The organism is uncultured Cyclobacterium sp. (genome assembly GCF_963976465.1).
GTDB lineage: Bacteria > Bacteroidota > Bacteroidia > Cytophagales > Cyclobacteriaceae > Cyclobacterium.
Window position 1 is genome coordinate 1 of record NZ_CAXBOC010000053.1, and the last position, 16,640, is coordinate 16,640.

Annotated in this window: 12 protein-coding genes; 9 read left to right on the plus strand and 3 right to left on the minus strand. The window is 38.9% G+C overall.

Features of this window, described 5'->3' with window-relative positions:
• Positions 1 to 77 precede the first annotated feature (77 nt).
• Positions 78 to 899, minus strand: coding sequence for a tetratricopeptide repeat protein (locus tag AAC037_RS04830; protein WP_339901917.1), 822 nt, complete (start codon positions 897 to 899; stop codon positions 78 to 80).
• Positions 900 to 919: 20 nt separating this feature from the next.
• Entirely contained in the window at positions 920 to 1,228 is a 309-nt protein-coding gene (locus AAC037_RS04835; RefSeq protein WP_014019802.1) for an HU family DNA-binding protein, read from the minus strand.
• Positions 1,229 to 1,387: 159 nt separating this feature from the next.
• Here AAC037_RS04835 and mutY point away from each other — a divergent pair, with 159 nt between their 5' ends.
• From mutY to msrA, 7 genes are all read left to right on the plus strand, one after another.
• Complete coding sequence (mutY, locus tag AAC037_RS04840) at positions 1,388 to 2,470, plus strand: A/G-specific adenine glycosylase (RefSeq protein ID WP_339901918.1); 1,083 nt, start codon at positions 1,388 to 1,390, stop codon at positions 2,468 to 2,470.
• Positions 2,471 to 2,516: 46 nt separating this feature from the next.
• Complete coding sequence (locus AAC037_RS04845) at positions 2,517 to 2,984, plus strand: single-stranded DNA-binding protein (protein ID WP_339901919.1); 468 nt, start codon at positions 2,517 to 2,519, stop codon at positions 2,982 to 2,984.
• A gap of 56 nt (positions 2,985 to 3,040) precedes the next feature.
• Positions 3,041 to 4,390 carry a gliding motility-associated protein GldE gene (gene gldE, locus AAC037_RS04850; RefSeq protein ID WP_339901920.1) on the plus strand — a complete coding sequence of 450 codons (1,350 nt, stop codon included), beginning with the start codon at positions 3,041 to 3,043 and terminating at the stop codon, positions 4,388 to 4,390.
• 369 nt (positions 4,391 to 4,759) lie between these two features.
• A complete protein-coding gene (gene gltB, locus AAC037_RS04855; RefSeq protein WP_339901921.1) occupies positions 4,760 to 9,253 on the plus strand; it encodes a glutamate synthase large subunit in 4,494 nt (1,497 codons plus the stop codon).
• A 1-nt stretch (position 9,254) separates the two neighbouring features.
• A complete protein-coding gene (locus AAC037_RS04860) occupies positions 9,255 to 10,727 on the plus strand; it encodes a glutamate synthase subunit beta (protein WP_339901922.1) in 1,473 nt (490 codons plus the stop codon).
• A gap of 796 nt (positions 10,728 to 11,523) precedes the next feature.
• Positions 11,524 to 12,576 carry an alpha/beta fold hydrolase gene (locus AAC037_RS04865; RefSeq protein ID WP_339901923.1) on the plus strand — a complete coding sequence of 351 codons (1,053 nt, stop codon included), beginning with the start codon at positions 11,524 to 11,526 and terminating at the stop codon, positions 12,574 to 12,576.
• 127 nt (positions 12,577 to 12,703) lie between these two features.
• Positions 12,704 to 13,201, plus strand: coding sequence for a peptide-methionine (S)-S-oxide reductase MsrA (msrA, locus tag AAC037_RS04870; RefSeq protein WP_339901924.1), 498 nt, complete (start codon positions 12,704 to 12,706; stop codon positions 13,199 to 13,201).
• A gap of 223 nt (positions 13,202 to 13,424) precedes the next feature.
• On the opposite strand, the gene AAC037_RS04875 is transcribed toward msrA, so the two are convergent.
• Entirely contained in the window at positions 13,425 to 15,314 is a 1,890-nt protein-coding gene (locus tag AAC037_RS04875) for a mechanosensitive ion channel family protein (RefSeq protein WP_339901925.1), read from the minus strand.
• A 248-nt stretch (positions 15,315 to 15,562) separates the two neighbouring features.
• On the opposite strand from AAC037_RS04875, the gene AAC037_RS04880 reads away from it, so the two are divergent.
• Both AAC037_RS04880 and AAC037_RS04885 read left to right on the plus strand, forming a co-directional pair.
• Positions 15,563 to 16,066, plus strand: coding sequence for a ClbS/DfsB family four-helix bundle protein (locus AAC037_RS04880; RefSeq protein ID WP_339901926.1), 504 nt, complete (start codon positions 15,563 to 15,565; stop codon positions 16,064 to 16,066).
• The gene (locus AAC037_RS04885; protein ID WP_339901927.1) at positions 16,063 to 16,458 is read left to right on the plus strand and encodes a VOC family protein; all 396 of its coding nucleotides are present in this window, start codon (positions 16,063 to 16,065) and stop codon (positions 16,456 to 16,458) included. Before AAC037_RS04880 ends, AAC037_RS04885 begins: the two co-directional genes overlap by 4 nt.
• Positions 16,459 to 16,640 lie beyond the last annotated feature (182 nt).

Consider the following 16,640-nt stretch of genomic DNA (forward strand, 5'->3'; position numbering starts at 1 on the left):
GTGTGTAGCGATTTTATGTCTCTTCCTTTTTTTTCCGCAAGGCATAATTTTATAGTTTTAGTTTAACAATATTTTGATTATAATCTATCTAAGTAATTCTCTATTCCCGAAAGAATCTGAGGATCTGTAGTTTGCTTACGTAATTCTTCTAGTTGAGTTTTGGCCAACTTCTTTTGGTTCGACTCAAACAAACTTACCCCCAAATAAAATTGACCCTGAATATTTTCAGGGTGATGCTCAACAAGTTTTTCAAATCGCTCCACAGCCCTTTTATACTGGCCGCTTTGCATGGACAAAATGCCCATATTAAACAATGCCTCTTCATTTTCAGGATCTTCTTCCAAAACAGCCCTTAGCATGGTGATGCCTTGCATAGGGTTGGCAGAAGAAACATAAGTCATTGCAATCTTTGTTTTTAAATCAAGTCGTTCCGGATTGGCTTCTAAAACCTTACCTAAATATAAGCGCGTTTTATCTCCCAACCTTTTGGTCTTGAGCTCTTCCATGGAAAAACCAAAAGCTTCATAATAAGCATTCCCTGCTTTTTCCCAGTTTTTCGGATCCGGCGCCTTTTCAGCAATTAAACCGAAATAATATGCCGCGCTATCCAATTTACCTCCACTTTGGTAAACTTTAGCAATTGAATCAGCGAATATAACAAATTTTTCGGTACTAGCCTCTCCTTGTATTTCTGCCATCAGGTTCTCGATGACCTCAAGGTCACTGCTACTTAGGGAGTTCCCGTGGTTAATTTCTTCATTGCTTGAATCAGATCCCAAACTAGTTCCATCCTGAGACAGTCCCTTGTCCTCATTGTCCACTACCACTTTGGGTAAACTGTACAGTAAGAAACAAACAACAATACCTGCAACAACGAAAATAATTTGGGATCTCTTCATAGTCAAATTTGCCAGGATTATTAGTCCTGAGGAGCCAATTCTCTTACGTTTTGGCTGTTTTTAATTTTTTCAATAAATGATTTAGACGGCTTAAAAGCTGGAACATAATGTTCATCAATCACAATGGCTGTGTTTTTAGAGATATTCCTTGCGATTTTTTTAGCTCTTTTTTTGTTTATAAAACTGCCAAAACCTCTAACATAGATATTTTCTCCTTCTGCCATTGAATCTTTTACAACCTTGAAAAACGCCTCAACGGTCTGTGTAACATCATCCTTTTGGATTCCTGTCTTCTCCGAAATCTTTGTGATTACCTCTGCTTTAGTCACTGTATTATTTTTTTTGTGTAATTCAATTGAGGCTTAACCTCCTATTAACCAACTAATTTTGGGAGTGCAAATTTACAATATCCATTCCAATTAAAAAATTAAATCGATAAAATTAGCTTCATTTGTTCAATTATTAGCGAATATTAAAATTTTAAAATTTTGAATTTCAACTATTTCACTGAAAATCTACTCCGTTGGTATCCCCTCAATCGCCGTGATCTGCCTTGGCGGGAGACAAGGAATCCATATATCATTTGGTTATCGGAAATCATCCTTCAACAAACCCGAGTAGCTCAAGGATTACCTTATTTTCATGCTTTCATTAATAAATTCCCCTCTGTAGAAGCCCTTGCCGGTGCACCGGAAGAGGAAATCCTGAGGACATGGCAAGGATTGGGCTATTATAGCAGGGCAAGAAACTTACATGCTTGCGCACGCAATATTGTCCATGAAAGAAATGGAAAATTTCCTGACAATTATAAGAAATTGTTGGAGCTGAAAGGAGTGGGACCCTATACTGCCGCCGCCATTGCCTCCTTCGCTTATCGAGAACAGATTGCTGTGGTCGATGGAAATGTCTACCGGGTTTTGTCCAGGTTTTTTGGTCTCGATGTGGACATTTCTTCCCACCAAGGGAAAAAAGCCTTTGGCAAACTGGCCAATGAAATCATTCCCGCCAAAACCCCCGATGAGTACAACCAAGCCATCATGGAATTTGGCGCACTGCAATGTGTTCCCAAAAACCCCAATTGTCAGCAATGTCCCTTGCGCACTAGATGCCATGCCTTACAAAACGGACTGGTGGAAACACTTCCTGTCAATGAAAAAAAAGTGAAAGTAAAATCTCGTTACTTTTTATATTATCATATCCAAATAGATGGACTTACGGTCGTTAGAAAACGAAATGAAAAAGACATATGGCAAGGCCTGTTTGACTTTCCGTTAGCAGAATATTCTTCATTGGACCGCATCGTCAATATTGAGCCGGATTCGCTTGACCTGCCGGAAAAACTCCGCCTTCTGGAACCGAATTATACCATAAGTTCTGAAAAACCCTTTAAACACCTGCTCACACATCAAAGAATTTTTGCTTCCTTTGTAAATATAAAATTCGGAGCAAATCATAAGGAAGCCTTGAAAAAATGGGTCCTATCTGAAAACTATTCTCTGGTAAATGCGTCCAGTCTGGAATCACTCGGCAAACCAAAATTGATTGTCCGGTATTTGAATCAAGAATATTAATTGTTTATATTTAATCAGCTATTTATAAAACCGAAAATATCTACCAATGGCAGGAGTAAATAAAGTAATTTTATTGGGTAATCTAGGTGCAGATCCTGAAGTAAAACATTTGGAAGGAGATAAGGTAGTAGCGAACCTTAGACTAGCCACAACTGAATCCTATAAGGATCGTAGCGGTAACCGTGTCGAAAATACTGAATGGCATGACCTGGAATTATGGGATGGTCAGGCAAGAGTGGCCGAACAATACCTAAAAAAAGGTAGTCAAATTTATGTAGAAGGAAAAATTAAGTCCGACACCTGGCAGGACGATCAAGGCAATAACCGTAAAAGAACCAAGGTTAGGGTACAAAGTTTTACCATGCTAGGATCAAGAAACAGTGGGGCTGACAACTCACAGGGTGGTGGCCAGTCAATGCCCGCTCAAAACAGCAATCCGAACACAGGAATGAATACCAATTCTTCACCGGCTTATGATTCCGGAGAAAATGACGCTGACGATTTACCATTTTGATAGTATTGGAATTCGGTAAAATCATTAGTTTTGCATAAAATTATATTATTAAATTAATGGACGACCCCTATCCGAGTTTGCTGCTCCTGACTGAAGTCATAGCTGTATCACCGGTTTATTTGGTGGGTAATGCGGTATTTTTTATTGCATTATTGATAATCTCAGCCTTGGTTTCCGGATCGGAAGTGGCTTTTTTTTCTCTAAATCATGAGGATATTGAAGGTATTAAAGAGGCTTCAGACCCAAAGTCTGAAAAAATCATTACCCTTATAGAAAATCCTCAAAAGTTGTTGAGTACCATACTGATTCTCAACAACCTTATCAACATTAGTATCGTTACCCTTACCACTTTTTTTACTTGGAGTATATTTGGAACGGATGCGACAGGAATTGTAATCATTCTTTTTCAAACCATTGGGGTGACCTTTTCCATCGTATTCATAGGAGAAATTGTCCCAAAGGTTTATGCCAACTCTGCAAGTGTAGGGTTTGCGAAAATTACTGCTGAGTTTCTTTATTTTTTCTATATAATTTTTGGCCCCTTATCTTCATTATTGATGTCCATCAGTGACGTGATTGAGAAACGGATAGAAAAAAAGGGCTATTCTTTGTCTGTAGATGAATTGCATCATGCATTAGAAATAACCTCCATTGACACCAGTAACAACGAGCGAGACATACTCAAAGGGATAGTTAATTTTGGCACCCTATCTGTGAAGCAGGTAATGCGTTCCAGAATGGACATCACGGCTGTGGATATAGAAATGGATTTTCACGAGTTGATGGACAAAATCAATAAAAGCGGCTATTCCAGAATACCAGTCTATGAAGATACCATCGACCAAATTAAAGGGATCTTATATATCAAAGACCTATTAGATCATATAGAAAATGACGAACACTTTAACTGGAAGGCTCTTATCCGTAAGGGTTATTTTATCCCGGAAAATAAAAAACTAGCAGACCTACTCAAAAACTTTAAAAACAAGCGGGTACATATGGCCATTGTGGTGGATGAATATGGGGGCACCTCGGGCTTGGTAACCCTGGAAGATCTTATAGAAGAAATCATTGGGGATATCAATGACGAATTTGATGAGGTAGAAGAATATTTATTCAAAAAACTGGACGACAGGACTTTTATTTTTGAAGGTAAAATTTCTTTAAATGATTTCTGCAAGAAATTAGATCTCGATATTCAATTGTTCGATGAAGTAAAAGGTGAAAGTGAATCATTAGGTGGCTTGCTTTTGGAATTAAATTCCAATTTACCCAACAATGGTACCAAGATAAAATTTGACAATTTTGAGTTTACCATAATGGCGGTTGATACCAGAAAAATTAAGAAAGTAAAAGTAGTTTTAGATGGGCCTATAGATAAAAATGTGCCTGACCAAATCGATTGATTTAAAGATTAGTTAAAGAGGCTAATTCGAAGACCTGTCTTATTTTTTATGGCCTGTGTGTGTATTTTTTTCTTTTTTTTTCGTAGTTTTAAAATTGGCAATTTTAGACATGTTTGCGTAATTCAAGAGGCTGTGTTTCCCAAATGAACTTGAATTTTAGACTGAAACAATACACTTTTACGAAATTTTGTATTTTTTCAGTTAAAATTTTAAGGCGTTCCTACATTGGCTTAATTATAATTTTTTGTTCCATATTCAGCTATTCTTTCATTTTTGTTTTACCTTTATTGTCTAGAATTTAATAATTGAAAAATTTATTGTGGATTTTTCAAAGTAAATTCAATACCTAATACAATTAAACATAACAGAATGAATCAAGGTTTATATCGTTCACAGTTTGAGCATGATGCCTGCGGAATTGGGGCAGTTGTTAATGTGAAAGGCCATAAAAGCCACGAAACTATAAGTGATGCTTTGCTTATGCTAAGCAATATGGAGCACAGAGGAGGCCGAGGTAGTGATCCCAAAACTGGGGATGGTGCCGGAGTCTTAATTCAGTTGCCTCATACTTTCCTTAAGGAGGTTACGCAACGGTTAGGTTTTGGGTTGCCCGAGGAAGGATGTTATGGCGTAGGGATGGTGTTTTTTCCAAACAACAAACAACTCTACAAAAAATGCAAATCAAACTTAAACAAGATAATCAACGAATTGGGCTTCAAGCTTATCGGATACAGGGCTGTACCTACAGATGATACAGTACCGGGATCCGGAGCTTTAGAAGTAATGCCCACTATTGAGCAAGTTTTTGTGGAACACAAAGACAATCTTTCAGGGATTGATTTGGAGCGGAAACTTTACATCCTAAGAAATTATTCAACACGAATCATCAACTCCACCATACCCGGAGTAAATAGTGCCTTTTATTTTGCAAGTTTTAGTAGCCAAACGGTCATTTACAAAGGACAGCTACGTACGGATCAAGTATTGACCTTTTATAAAGACTTACAAAACAACAAGCTTAAGTCAGCAATTGCGCTGGTACACTCCAGGTTTTCTACCAATACATTTCCTAACTGGAGACTGGCTCAGCCCTTCAGGTTTTTGTCTCACAATGGTGAAATCAACACCATCCGTGGTAACCTGAACAAAATGCGCTCTAAAGAGACATTGATGAAATCCATGCATTTCACTGATGAGGAACTTGAAATGCTAATGCCGATTACCAATGCTAAGAATTCAGATTCTGCAAACTTGGATTCTATGGTGGAATTGTTGGCATTGAGCGGCCGTAGTCTTCCTCACGTGATGATGATGCTTGTGCCTGAAGCTTGGCAGGACAACAAAACAATGGACAAAAAGAAAAAGGCTTTTTATAAATTCCATGCTTCTTTGGTAGAGCCATGGGATGGACCTGCAGCCCTATTGTTTACTGATGGTAAATCTTTGGGTGCAACATTGGATAGAAATGGTCTTCGTCCATTGAGGTACTTTGTTACTTCCGATGATCGCCTTATTCTTTCTTCAGAAGCAGGCGCATTGCCTATTAGAGAGTCCACTATCATAGAAAAAGGACGTATCAGTCCGGGCAGAATGCTCTTGGCTGATCTGGAAAAAGGTAAAGTTTCTTTTGACGAAGAAGTGAAAAACGAAGTGGTCAATAGAAAGCCGTATGATGCCTGGATCAAAAAAGAGCGGCTAAAATTACGAATGATCCCTGCGCCCACAACGCTTTCCTTGCCTTACAGCACAGAGAAAATAAAGAAAAAACAAACCATTTTTGGTTACAGTCAGGAGGATTTAAAAGTAATCTTATCTCCTATGGGAGATACTGCCTACGAGCCGATTGGTTCCATGGGTGCAGATACTCCTTTGGCTGTTCTTTCCAAGCAAAGTCAACATATCTCCAACTACTTTAAGCAACTATTTGCTCAGGTAAGTAACCCGCCAATTGATCCAATTAGGGAGCGTTTGGTAATGTCTTTGTTTACCAGAATTGGTGAGAGCTACAATATTTTGGACGAAAGTCCTAAACATACCCGACAGATTCATATTTCTCAACCGGTCTTGCTCAATGAAGACTTAGAGAAATTAAGAAATCTTGAGGATAAAGGGTATCATTCAGCTACTTTGAAAGCGCATTTCGAAGCGGATGGCAAACCCGGACGTTTGTTAGAAGCATTAAATAAATTATGCCAAGCAGCTGAAAATGCCATAGGTGAGGGAAAAAACATCCTTATCATTTCCGATAGAGATTCTCAGCAGGATACTGCTCCAATCCCATCATTATTGGCAGTAGGAGCCGTTCACCATCACTTGGTGAACCAGAAATTGAGAACCAAAGCAGGCTTGGTAATAGAAGCAGGAGATATTAGGGAAACCCATCACTTTGCCACCGCAATAGGCTATGGGGCAAGTGCAATCAACCCTTACCTGGCTTTAGAAACTCTTCTTTCGCTCAATGAAAATGGTATGTTGAGCAAGAAGATACCACAAAAGAAATTATTTGAAAACTATAAGGCTGCCATAGGAAAAGGACTTCTTAAGGTACTTTCTAAAATGGGTATCAGTACCCTACAGTCTTACCAAAGTGCTCAAATCTTTGAAGCTGTTGGTCTTGGCGCAGAGGTAATTGACAGGTGTTTCAAAGGAACCGTAAGTAGAATTAGTGGGGTATCTTTTGATGAATTGGCTGATGAAGTATTGGTAAGACATCATGCTGCTTATAAAACCAAAAGCCCACTTTTGGAAGCAGGAGGAATTTACCAGTGGAAAAGAAGGGGAGAAAAACACCTTTTCAATCCGGAGACCATCCATCTTTTACAGAAATCTACAAAACTGGGAGATTATGAATTGTACAAGAAATTTGCACAAAAAATCAACGACCAGACCAAAGATGCAATGACCCTAAGGGGCTTGCTGGAATTCAAAAAGAGAATTTCTGTTCCATTAGATGAAGTGGAACCGGTAGAATCCATCATGAAGCGCTTCGCTACAGGAGCCATGTCTTTCGGGTCTATATCCCACGAAGCTCACAGCACTTTGGCCATTGCCATGAACCGAATTGGAGCAAAAAGTAACAGTGGAGAAGGTGGAGAAGATGAAGTTCGATTTGAGAGAAAAGAAAATGGCGATTGGGAAAGATCTGCTATCAAGCAAGTAGCTTCCGGTAGATTTGGGGTAACAAGTAATTACCTAACCAACGCTGGTGAAATACAAATTAAAATGGCACAGGGAGCCAAGCCTGGTGAAGGTGGACAGCTTCCGGGGCATAAAGTGGATGATTGGATAGGAAGAGTAAGACATTCTACTCCCGGAGTAGGATTGATTTCACCTCCACCTCACCACGATATCTATTCAATTGAGGATTTGGCTCAGTTGATTTATGACCTTAAAAATGCCAATAGAAAAGCAAGAATAAACGTAAAACTTGTATCTCAGGCTGGTGTAGGAACCGTAGCTGCAGGGGTGGCCAAAGCACAATCAGATGTAATCCTAATCTCAGGAGCAGATGGTGGAACAGGAGCCTCTCCACTTAGCTCAATCCGACACGCCGGATTGCCATGGGAGCTGGGCTTATCTGAAGCCCACCAAACCTTGGTGATCAACAACCTCCGCAGTAGGGTAACCTTGCAAACGGACGGTCAGTTGAGAACAGGAAGGGATTTGGCCATTGCCACCCTACTGGGAGCTGAAGAATGGGGTATTTCAACCGGAGCTTTGGTTGTAGAAGGATGTATCATGATGAGGAAATGCCACCTGAACACCTGTCCGGTTGGTATAGCCACACAAAATGCTGAATTAAGAAAGCTCTTTACAGGTGATCCAGACCATGTGGTCAACTTCTTCACCTTCTTGGCTCAAGACCTAAGAGAGATTATGGCTTCTCTAGGTTTTAGGACAGTCAACGAAATGGTAGGTCAAAGCAACATCTTGAAAGAAGCCAATGGTCAAATGAACCACTGGAAATGGGATAAATTAGACCTAAGCCCAATCTTCCATAAAGTTGAGGTGCCTGACCATGTAGGAATTCACAAACAAATAGATCAGGATTTCCGACTGAAAAAGGTACTTGATAGAAAACTCATAGAAGCTGCTACACCTGCTTTAGAGCAAGCCAATAAAGTGAAAGGTACCTTTGATATCATCAATGTGGACCGATCTGTGGGCGCCATGCTATCCAATGAAGTGTCTAAGTTCTTTGGAAGTCCCGGATTGCCTGACAATACCATCCACTTTAAGTTCAAGGGCTCAGCTGGACAAACCTTTGGAGCATTTTTGACCAAAGGAATTACCTTTGAGTTGGAAGGTGAAGCCAATGATTACTTCGGTAAAGGCCTCTCCGGCGGTAAACTGGTGGTGTACCCGAATAGGAATGCAGATTTTGTCGCCGAAGACAATATCATTATCGGTAATGTGGCCTTTTATGGCGCCACATCCGGTCAATCATTCATTAAAGGTAAAGCCGGAGAACGTTTCTGTGTAAGAAACTCCGGAGTAGAAGCTGTGGTTGAAGGTATAGGAGACCATGGATGTGAATACATGACAGGAGGATTGGTGATCATTCTTGGAGAAATAGGTAGAAACTTTGCCGCCGGTATGAGTGGTGGAATAGCCTATATTTTCAAAGAAAATCTTGGCAATATCAATAAAGAAATGGTAGACATTGATCCCCTCAATGAGGATGATTTTGCCACCATCAAAACTTCTTTACAGAGCCATGCAGAATTCACTTCCAGTAATACAGCCAATAGAATACTTGAAGATTGGGAAGCCGGAAAAGAACGGTTTATAAAAGTAATTCCTAAGGATTACAAAGAAGTATTGAGAAAAAGAGCATTAGAAAATTCTAAAACATTAGTATAAGATGGCGGATAAAGAAGGTTTCTTAAAATATAAAAGACAACTACCTGGATCCAGATCACCTGAAGAAAGGAAAAAGGATTACAAGGAAATTTACAAGCCTTTGGAATCCAAAGTGCTTAACGAGCAAGCCGCAAGGTGTATGGATTGTGGCGTTCCTTTTTGTCACAATGGTTGTCCCCTAGGAAATGTCATCCCGGACTTTAATGATGCCGTTTACCATAAAGAATGGGAACTGGCTTATCAAATACTCCGTGGAACAAATAACTTTCCGGAGTTTACCGGAAGAATTTGCCCTGCACCATGTGAGGCAAGTTGTGTATTGGGTATCAATAAAGACCCCGTTGCAATCGAATTGATCGAAAAAAGCATTGCAGAAAAGGCTTATGAGCTTAATCTTGTAAAGCCTAATGTGCCTGCAGAAAGAACCGGAAAAAAAGTTGCCGTAATTGGCTCCGGACCTTCAGGTCTTGCTGCTGCAGATCAAATAAACCAAGCAGGTCATGAGGTGACTGTCTTTGAAAAAGACAAAGAAGTAGGTGGCCTTTTAAGATATGGTATTCCTGATTTCAAATTGGAGAAATGGGTGATTGACCGCAGGGTTGATGTGATGAATGAAGAAGGCGTAATTTTCAGCAAAGACACCGAAGTAGGTTTTAATATCAAAGCTGAAAATATTCTTCAGAATTTTGATGCTGTAGTGCTTACTACGGGTGCACAACACCCTAGAGACCTGAAAATCAATAACCGTGATGCCAAAGGGGTTCATTTTGCCATGGAATTTCTTGGCAGACAAAACCAAGTGATTTCAGGCGAGTTGGAAAGCAATCCTATCCATGCAAAAGACAAGCATGTCATTGTAATTGGCGGTGGAGATACCGGAAGTGACTGTATTGGTACTTCCAATCGTCATGGAGCAGCATCTATCACCCAACTCGAGTTATTGCCTAAACCACCTCAAAGCAGAAAAACCCTTAACCCTTGGCCTGAATGGCCAATGACTTTGAGAACTTCTAGTTCTCACGAAGAAGGTGCCGAAAGGGTATGGTCCGTACTTACCAAAGAGTTTACCAAAGACGAAAATGGTAATGTTACAGGACTTACTGTGGTAGACATTGAATGGAAAGAGGAAAACGGCAGAATGCAGTTTTTCGAAATCGAAGGAACAGAAAGAACCCTTCCTTGTGACTTGGCATTTTTAGCTATCGGTTACTTAGGGCCAAAAGCCGGTCTCCTAGAATCTTTCGGTGTAGCGTTTTTGGAAAATGGACTGCCTAAGTCTAAAAACTACCAAAGCTCAGTTCCTAAAGTATTTCTTGCCGGAGATATGAGAAGAGGTCAATCTCTAGTTGTATGGGCTATCGCTGAAGGCCGTGAATGTGCGGTGGAAGTTGATAAGTTCTTACAAGGAGAATCAACCCTCGCAAGGAGAGATCAATCCTTCTACTCTTATGAACAAGAAGTGACACAGAGCTAATTTCGCTCAGTCAGCAAATATACTTAAGGCAATCCAAATTGGATTGCCTTTTTTATTGTCCAATTTTTTGAACAAAATATATCGGTGAACTGCTCACCCGCAAGCTTGAGTAACTTTGTGAGCAAATCATTTCCGCACAGGTGAATAAACTACATTTTTTTATCCATCCTTTTTACAATTTCTCTTAGTAAATCATTTTGCTCTGTCTTTAACACTATAAATTTATTGACCCAGCTATAAACCAAATAACACAACAACCCAAGGATCAAAAGGTAGAATACAAAGTAAAGAATTGGAAACAATATAGACATGGCTATTAAAAGTTTTGGTATAACAAATAATTAGGGTTTTGGAATAACCTCCTTCTTTTGCTAATATAATAAAATAAACTCTTTAAATTACTTTTAGTTGATGTTTTCAAAACCAAGCATCTAATAAAATTACTTTATTTTCATTTTACTCAGTCACTTTTACTCCAAAGGAAGTTTTGCCAACCACTAAGGAATTTTCACCTATCACATAAACTACTACTATCAATAGGTTTGTAAAGTTGAATGACTAGCATTGCTTCAATGCCAATCATTCAACACTGTCAATTTCATCCACGGTATATTCCTGGATTTTAACCTTAACATATAATGAATACAGATAGAATTAAAATATTAAACAAAAAGGGAAATGAATCGTCAACATCAATCGACTTTCCTAACCACCAGAAACCCAAACAATTTGTTCTGTTTGCCCATTGCTTTACCTGTACGAGCCAGCTTAATGCAGTAAGAAAATTGGGCAGGCCTTGAACAATAAGGGCATTGCTGTGGTCAGGTTTGATTTTACAGGCCTAGGAAAAAGTGGGGGAGACTTTGCCAATAGCCATTTTGAGGCCAATGTGGATGACTTAATGGTTGTCAACGATTATATCACCAAGCATTATCAAGCGCCTGCACTTCTCATTGGTCACTCCCTTGGCGGGGCAGCGGCAATAGTGGCCGCGTCTAAATTAGACAATATAAAAGGGGTGGTGACCATTGGAACTCCTGCAGATGTGCAGCATGTCACAAAACACTTTGCAGGGCAGGCAAAAAAACTGGCTAGTGGTGAAGAAACTGTAGTTCTGATTGGTGGCAGGGAATTTACCATTACTGGAGAATTTATTAATGGATTCGAAAAACATGATCTGCCGGCTACCATCGAAAATCTAAGAAAGCCAATTCTAATCATGCATTCCCCTGTAGATGAAATTGTATCGATCCACAATGCCCATGAAATCTATCAAAAAGCTAAACATCCGAAAAGTTTTGTCTCCCTAGACAATGCCAACCATCTTTTAACAAAAAGTGAAGATAGTATGTATGTGGGTGAGCTAATTGGTTCATGGGCTTCCAAATATATAGACCTAAAATCCTTTGACACCCCCAACCCCAACAAGCATCAATTGGTGGCCCATTTAAATTTAAAAGAAGATAATTTCACTACCTATATCAACACCCAAAATCATGGCATTATTGCCGATGAACCCAAAAGTGTGGGAGGGTTTGATTTTGGTATGTCACCATTTGAGTTGGTATCGGCAGGTTTGGCAGCCTGTACAGGAATGACCCTAAAACTGTATGCAGAACGTAAAAAATGGGATCTCCAAGAGGTTTATACCTATGTTAACCATAGTAAAGAAATGATTGAAGGCGAAAACAAAGATGTTTTTGCAAAGTCCATAGAGTTCGTTGGTAACCTGGACACGAAACAAAAAGAAAGGTTAAGGGTTATTGCAGCAAAATGCCCAGTACATAAAACTTTACAACAATCCTCCACAATAAAAACAGAAATAAAAGGGGAGCCAAATAATGAATAGGAGTAATGTTAAAAAAAATCGCACAAAAATTGCGGGAATTATGTTGAGCCTCTATAGGGTAAAGAGGAGTTACTCCTTTGGTTGAATTAAGAACAGTATCACATAAAAAATAAAATAAGGAGCAAAAATGGGAAAACTTAAAAAGGCCTATTTGGCCGGAGGTTGCTTTTGGGGCATGGAAGACCTTTTTCGAACCCAAAAAGGAATAAAAGATACAGAAGTAGGTTACCTAGGTGGAGAAAATAAAAACCCTACCTATAGAAATCATCCCGGTCATGCCGAAGGTATAGAGATCACTTATGATTCTGAGGAAACTTCATTCACTGCACTGTTGGATTATTTCTTTCGGATCCACAATCCTACCACACTAGATCGGCAAGGAAATGATATGGGCTCGAGTTATCGATCAGCTATTTTTTTCCAAAACGAAGCAGAGAAAAACGATGCTGAAGAAATGATAAAAATTGTCAACGCTTCCAAAAAATGGGATGCTAAGGTTGTTACAAGCCTAGAGCCTTTTGAAGAATTTTGGCCGGCAGAACCGGAGCACCAAGATTACTTACTGAGGTATCCCAATGGATATACTTGTCATTTTGAAAGGTTTGAGGAAAGTTATTTGAAATAAACAATTCATAAAAGACCTGCTAAATTAATTTTGGCAGGTCTTTTCTTTTGTATCTAAGGTAAACCTGATCTTGCTTAGAGCAATTAATAAAAGTTGGGTAACTTTATAAACCTGAGACAACAATTTCACTGGAGAAAGTACATTTTCTGAATAATCTCGAACCTTCCTTTTTAGTTTGAATTCATGATTGATTAAAACAGGCCCTATAAGCCTTTTGAATCAATTAATTTTTGTCTCCCTTGTCAAGTTTTACATTAAATTGGGGAACTTGATAATCTTTGGGAAGGTATTCTGCCGGAATTGTGCTCATGTTGCCATCTCTTGCCGCCCTATAATGTGGGGATAAAATCTCTATATCACTTTCATTACATGCATCCTGGATATTTTGATGCAAACTAGAGTAAATTAGTGCTTGTTTACTCGCCTCTCGGGTATAAGCATTGATTTGATAAGCCACATAAAAATCCTCCAAACTCGTCTGTAAAACAAAGGGTTTGGGGTCATCCATAATCATGTCTGTTCTATTGGCTGCCTCTATTAATACTTGATGGACCTTGGGCCAAGGGACATCATAGCCAATAGTAACCGTGGTATGAACCACCAGGCCTTTATCCTTTGCCTCTATGCTATAATTTGTGGTGTTTTCTGTAAGTACCGATGAATTGGGAATAGTGATCACTTCATTCTTAATTGTTCGCACGCGGGTGACGAGAAGGGTTTTCTCTATGATATCTCCGGTCACATTGTCAATTTTAATACGGTCCCCAATTTTAAACGGTCGCATGTATGTAATCACCAAGCCAGCTACCATATTGGCTATGGCTGATGATGAACCCAGTGAAAATAAAACGCCTACAAAAACAGATACACCCTTAAAAATATCTGAATCCGAGCCCGGTAAATGAGGGAAAATTAAGATAAACATAAATGCATATAGCAAAAATTGCACGATGCTAAATGTAGGCATGGCCCAATCGGAATGGAAGCCGGACAACACCAGCTTCTCAGCCTCTATTTCTTTAAAGATATATTTCACAAACTTGATCACATATTTCATTACATAATAGGTCACCAGAATTGTGAAAAGATTGGGCAGATAATTCCAGATGGATAACAATAAACTTCTAAATGGAGCCCAAATGAGGTAAAAGAGGGTATTGGCCCAATCGCGTGAAAAAGGAAAAATACTGAAAATGATGGGCAGGGTAATGTAAAGCAAAAGAAAATACACAAACCATTTCAAGAACTTTATCAAAAAATACAGCATTTGGGTTTCTTGATCCACACTCAAGAAGGTGTAGTCCTTATAGGACAAATCCTTTAGCAATTTATCTTTTTTGTTCTCAAACTTTAAAAGAAGCTTGTCATAGCCTTTTGAAATCAAGCCTATAGCAAACCAAGCAATCGTTACCACCAAGATTACCAAACCAACCCTCGACAATAACTTTAGCCAACTGTTTTCCTCCCTGGCCTCCTCAATGGCCCCCTTTATAATTTGCAAGGAATTTTCAGCCAGTTCTTCTTTTGATTTCCCGGACCATAGGGCATCGTTTTCTGAAATACTGGCTATAATTAAATCTTTATAAATAAGGTCATAAGTATCTTCTACTTTAGATATTTGAATGGAATCATCAATTAAAAAATCATCCTCATAAAGCTGCTTGATTTTATTGGATACACTAATGGCCCTCTCCCTCGGAGAAACAGCTCCCATCTTGGAATAAATTAAAAAAAGCGTATCCTTCTTAACCCCTAAAACAGGGTAACCCTTGGCAGTAGCTCTTAAAGAATCAATTTGAGCGATCTTATCGGAAAGTCGTTTTTTTTCATTCTCTTTGATCGCTTCCAGCTGTTGGATCAAATCAATTTTTTGAAGGTTATCAGTGGTTTTAAGTTCCAAGAGCTGTGCCTCAAGCGTAGCCTTTTTAAGGGAGTCTACCTTTCTTTCCAGTTCTACTACAGCCAACTTCCTGTTAAATTCCTCCATGGCCGCATTGTCAATTGAGTCCTTGTTTTGTAACAAAGTATCAAACTCTAAGTCTTGGCCAAGGGCGCTAAACACTAAAACGCTATGGAAAAATAGTGATAATATAAATTGAGATAACTTCCCCATTGTTGTAATTATAAGCCATAAATATAGTGAAAGTCGGTGTAATTCAAACCTTTATTTTCACAAGCAAAAAACAACTTTTAACTCTTTGACTGACTGTATTTTACAAACAATATAGAAGGTCAAAATTTCGAGTATCCAATTATCTTTTGGTTATCAAAAGAATATGGATTAACTTTTGATGGATCATAAAGCAAGGCTTCTTTTCAGGAAGTAATCTCGGAAATAAGCTTACTTAAAATGAAAATGTTATGCCAAGGCCTCAATCAAAAGACGAACTCATCTTTTTAAGTCAAAAGAACTTTGACAAGCTTATGGATGAAGTAAATGCTTATCCTGATGAAAAAAGGACGCTAACTTTTCCACCTCCTACTTTGAATAGAAATATTAAAGACGTCTTGGCCCATCTTCACCGGTGGCACCTAATGATGCTGGAATGGTACAGGGTAGGAATGAAAGGGCAGCAGCCTAATATACCGGCCAAGGGCTATACTTGGAAAACCCTTCCCGAACTCAACCGAAAAATTCAGGAAGAAAATAAAACCCTTCTCTTAGAAGAAGCCATTGATTTGGTACGTGGTTCTCATAAAAAGATTCATATAATCATGGACCAACATACCAATGAGGAACTATTTGAAAAAAAACGGTACAAATGGACAGGCAGTACTTCGCTGGGTGCGTATCTTATTTCCAATACTTCCAGTCATTACGACTGGGCATCAAAACTTATAAAAAAATCCTTAAAAAATTTATGAAATTCGGCTACACAATATTCTACGTAAAAGATGTCCAAAAAACACTGGGACTCTATGAAAAAGCATTTGGTTTCAAAATAAAATTCAAAACTCCTGAAAACGATTACGGAGAACTGGTTTCCGGGGAAACAACCTTGTCCTTTGCTTCCCAAGAATTAGGAAAAGCAAATTTTGGCAGTAATTTTCAACCGGAGTCCATAAAGGAAAAATCCTTTACAATGGAGATTGCTTTTGTCACTGAAAATATCTCTGAGGATTTTAATAAAGCCATTGCAGCAGGTGCTGTGTTATACAAGGGAATCGAAGAAAAGCCATGGGGACAAAAGGTAGGTTACTTAAAGGACCATAATGGAATTATAATCGAGATTTGCACACCTATTGCCGGTCAGTAATTATTAGAAAAATATAAATTCAAATTAATTAACAATCAATGGACTTATTCCTCAGGTACAGGGTCAGGCGCTAGCTCATAACAACCGATGGTTGGAAAGCTTCGTACCTCATTCCCCTCCAAATCATAGGCTAAATTGATTGTTGGAGAAGCAGCTCCAACCAAAGGTGAGCCATGAGCGGG

What these genes read in the sequence shown, in the direction of transcription:
- msrA (WP_339901924.1), top strand. Translation starts at nt 12,704, where the DNA reads ATGGGAAAACTTAAAAAGGCCTATTTGGCCGGAGGTTGCTTTTGGGGC.
- AAC037_RS04875 (WP_339901925.1), bottom strand. Translation starts at nt 15,314, where the DNA reads ATGGGGAAGTTATCTCAATTTATATTATCACTATTTTTCCATAGCGTT.
- gldE (WP_339901920.1), top strand. Translation starts at nt 3,041, where the DNA reads ATGGACGACCCCTATCCGAGTTTGCTGCTCCTGACTGAAGTCATAGCT.
- AAC037_RS04885 (WP_339901927.1), top strand. Translation starts at nt 16,063, where the DNA reads ATGAAATTCGGCTACACAATATTCTACGTAAAAGATGTCCAAAAAACA.
- AAC037_RS04830 (WP_339901917.1), bottom strand. Translation starts at nt 899, where the DNA reads ATGAAGAGATCCCAAATTATTTTCGTTGTTGCAGGTATTGTTGTTTGT.
- gltB (WP_339901921.1), top strand. Translation starts at nt 4,760, where the DNA reads ATGAATCAAGGTTTATATCGTTCACAGTTTGAGCATGATGCCTGCGGA.
- AAC037_RS04860 (WP_339901922.1), top strand. Translation starts at nt 9,255, where the DNA reads ATGGCGGATAAAGAAGGTTTCTTAAAATATAAAAGACAACTACCTGGA.
- AAC037_RS04845 (WP_339901919.1), top strand. Translation starts at nt 2,517, where the DNA reads ATGGCAGGAGTAAATAAAGTAATTTTATTGGGTAATCTAGGTGCAGAT.
- AAC037_RS04880 (WP_339901926.1), top strand. Translation starts at nt 15,563, where the DNA reads ATGCCAAGGCCTCAATCAAAAGACGAACTCATCTTTTTAAGTCAAAAG.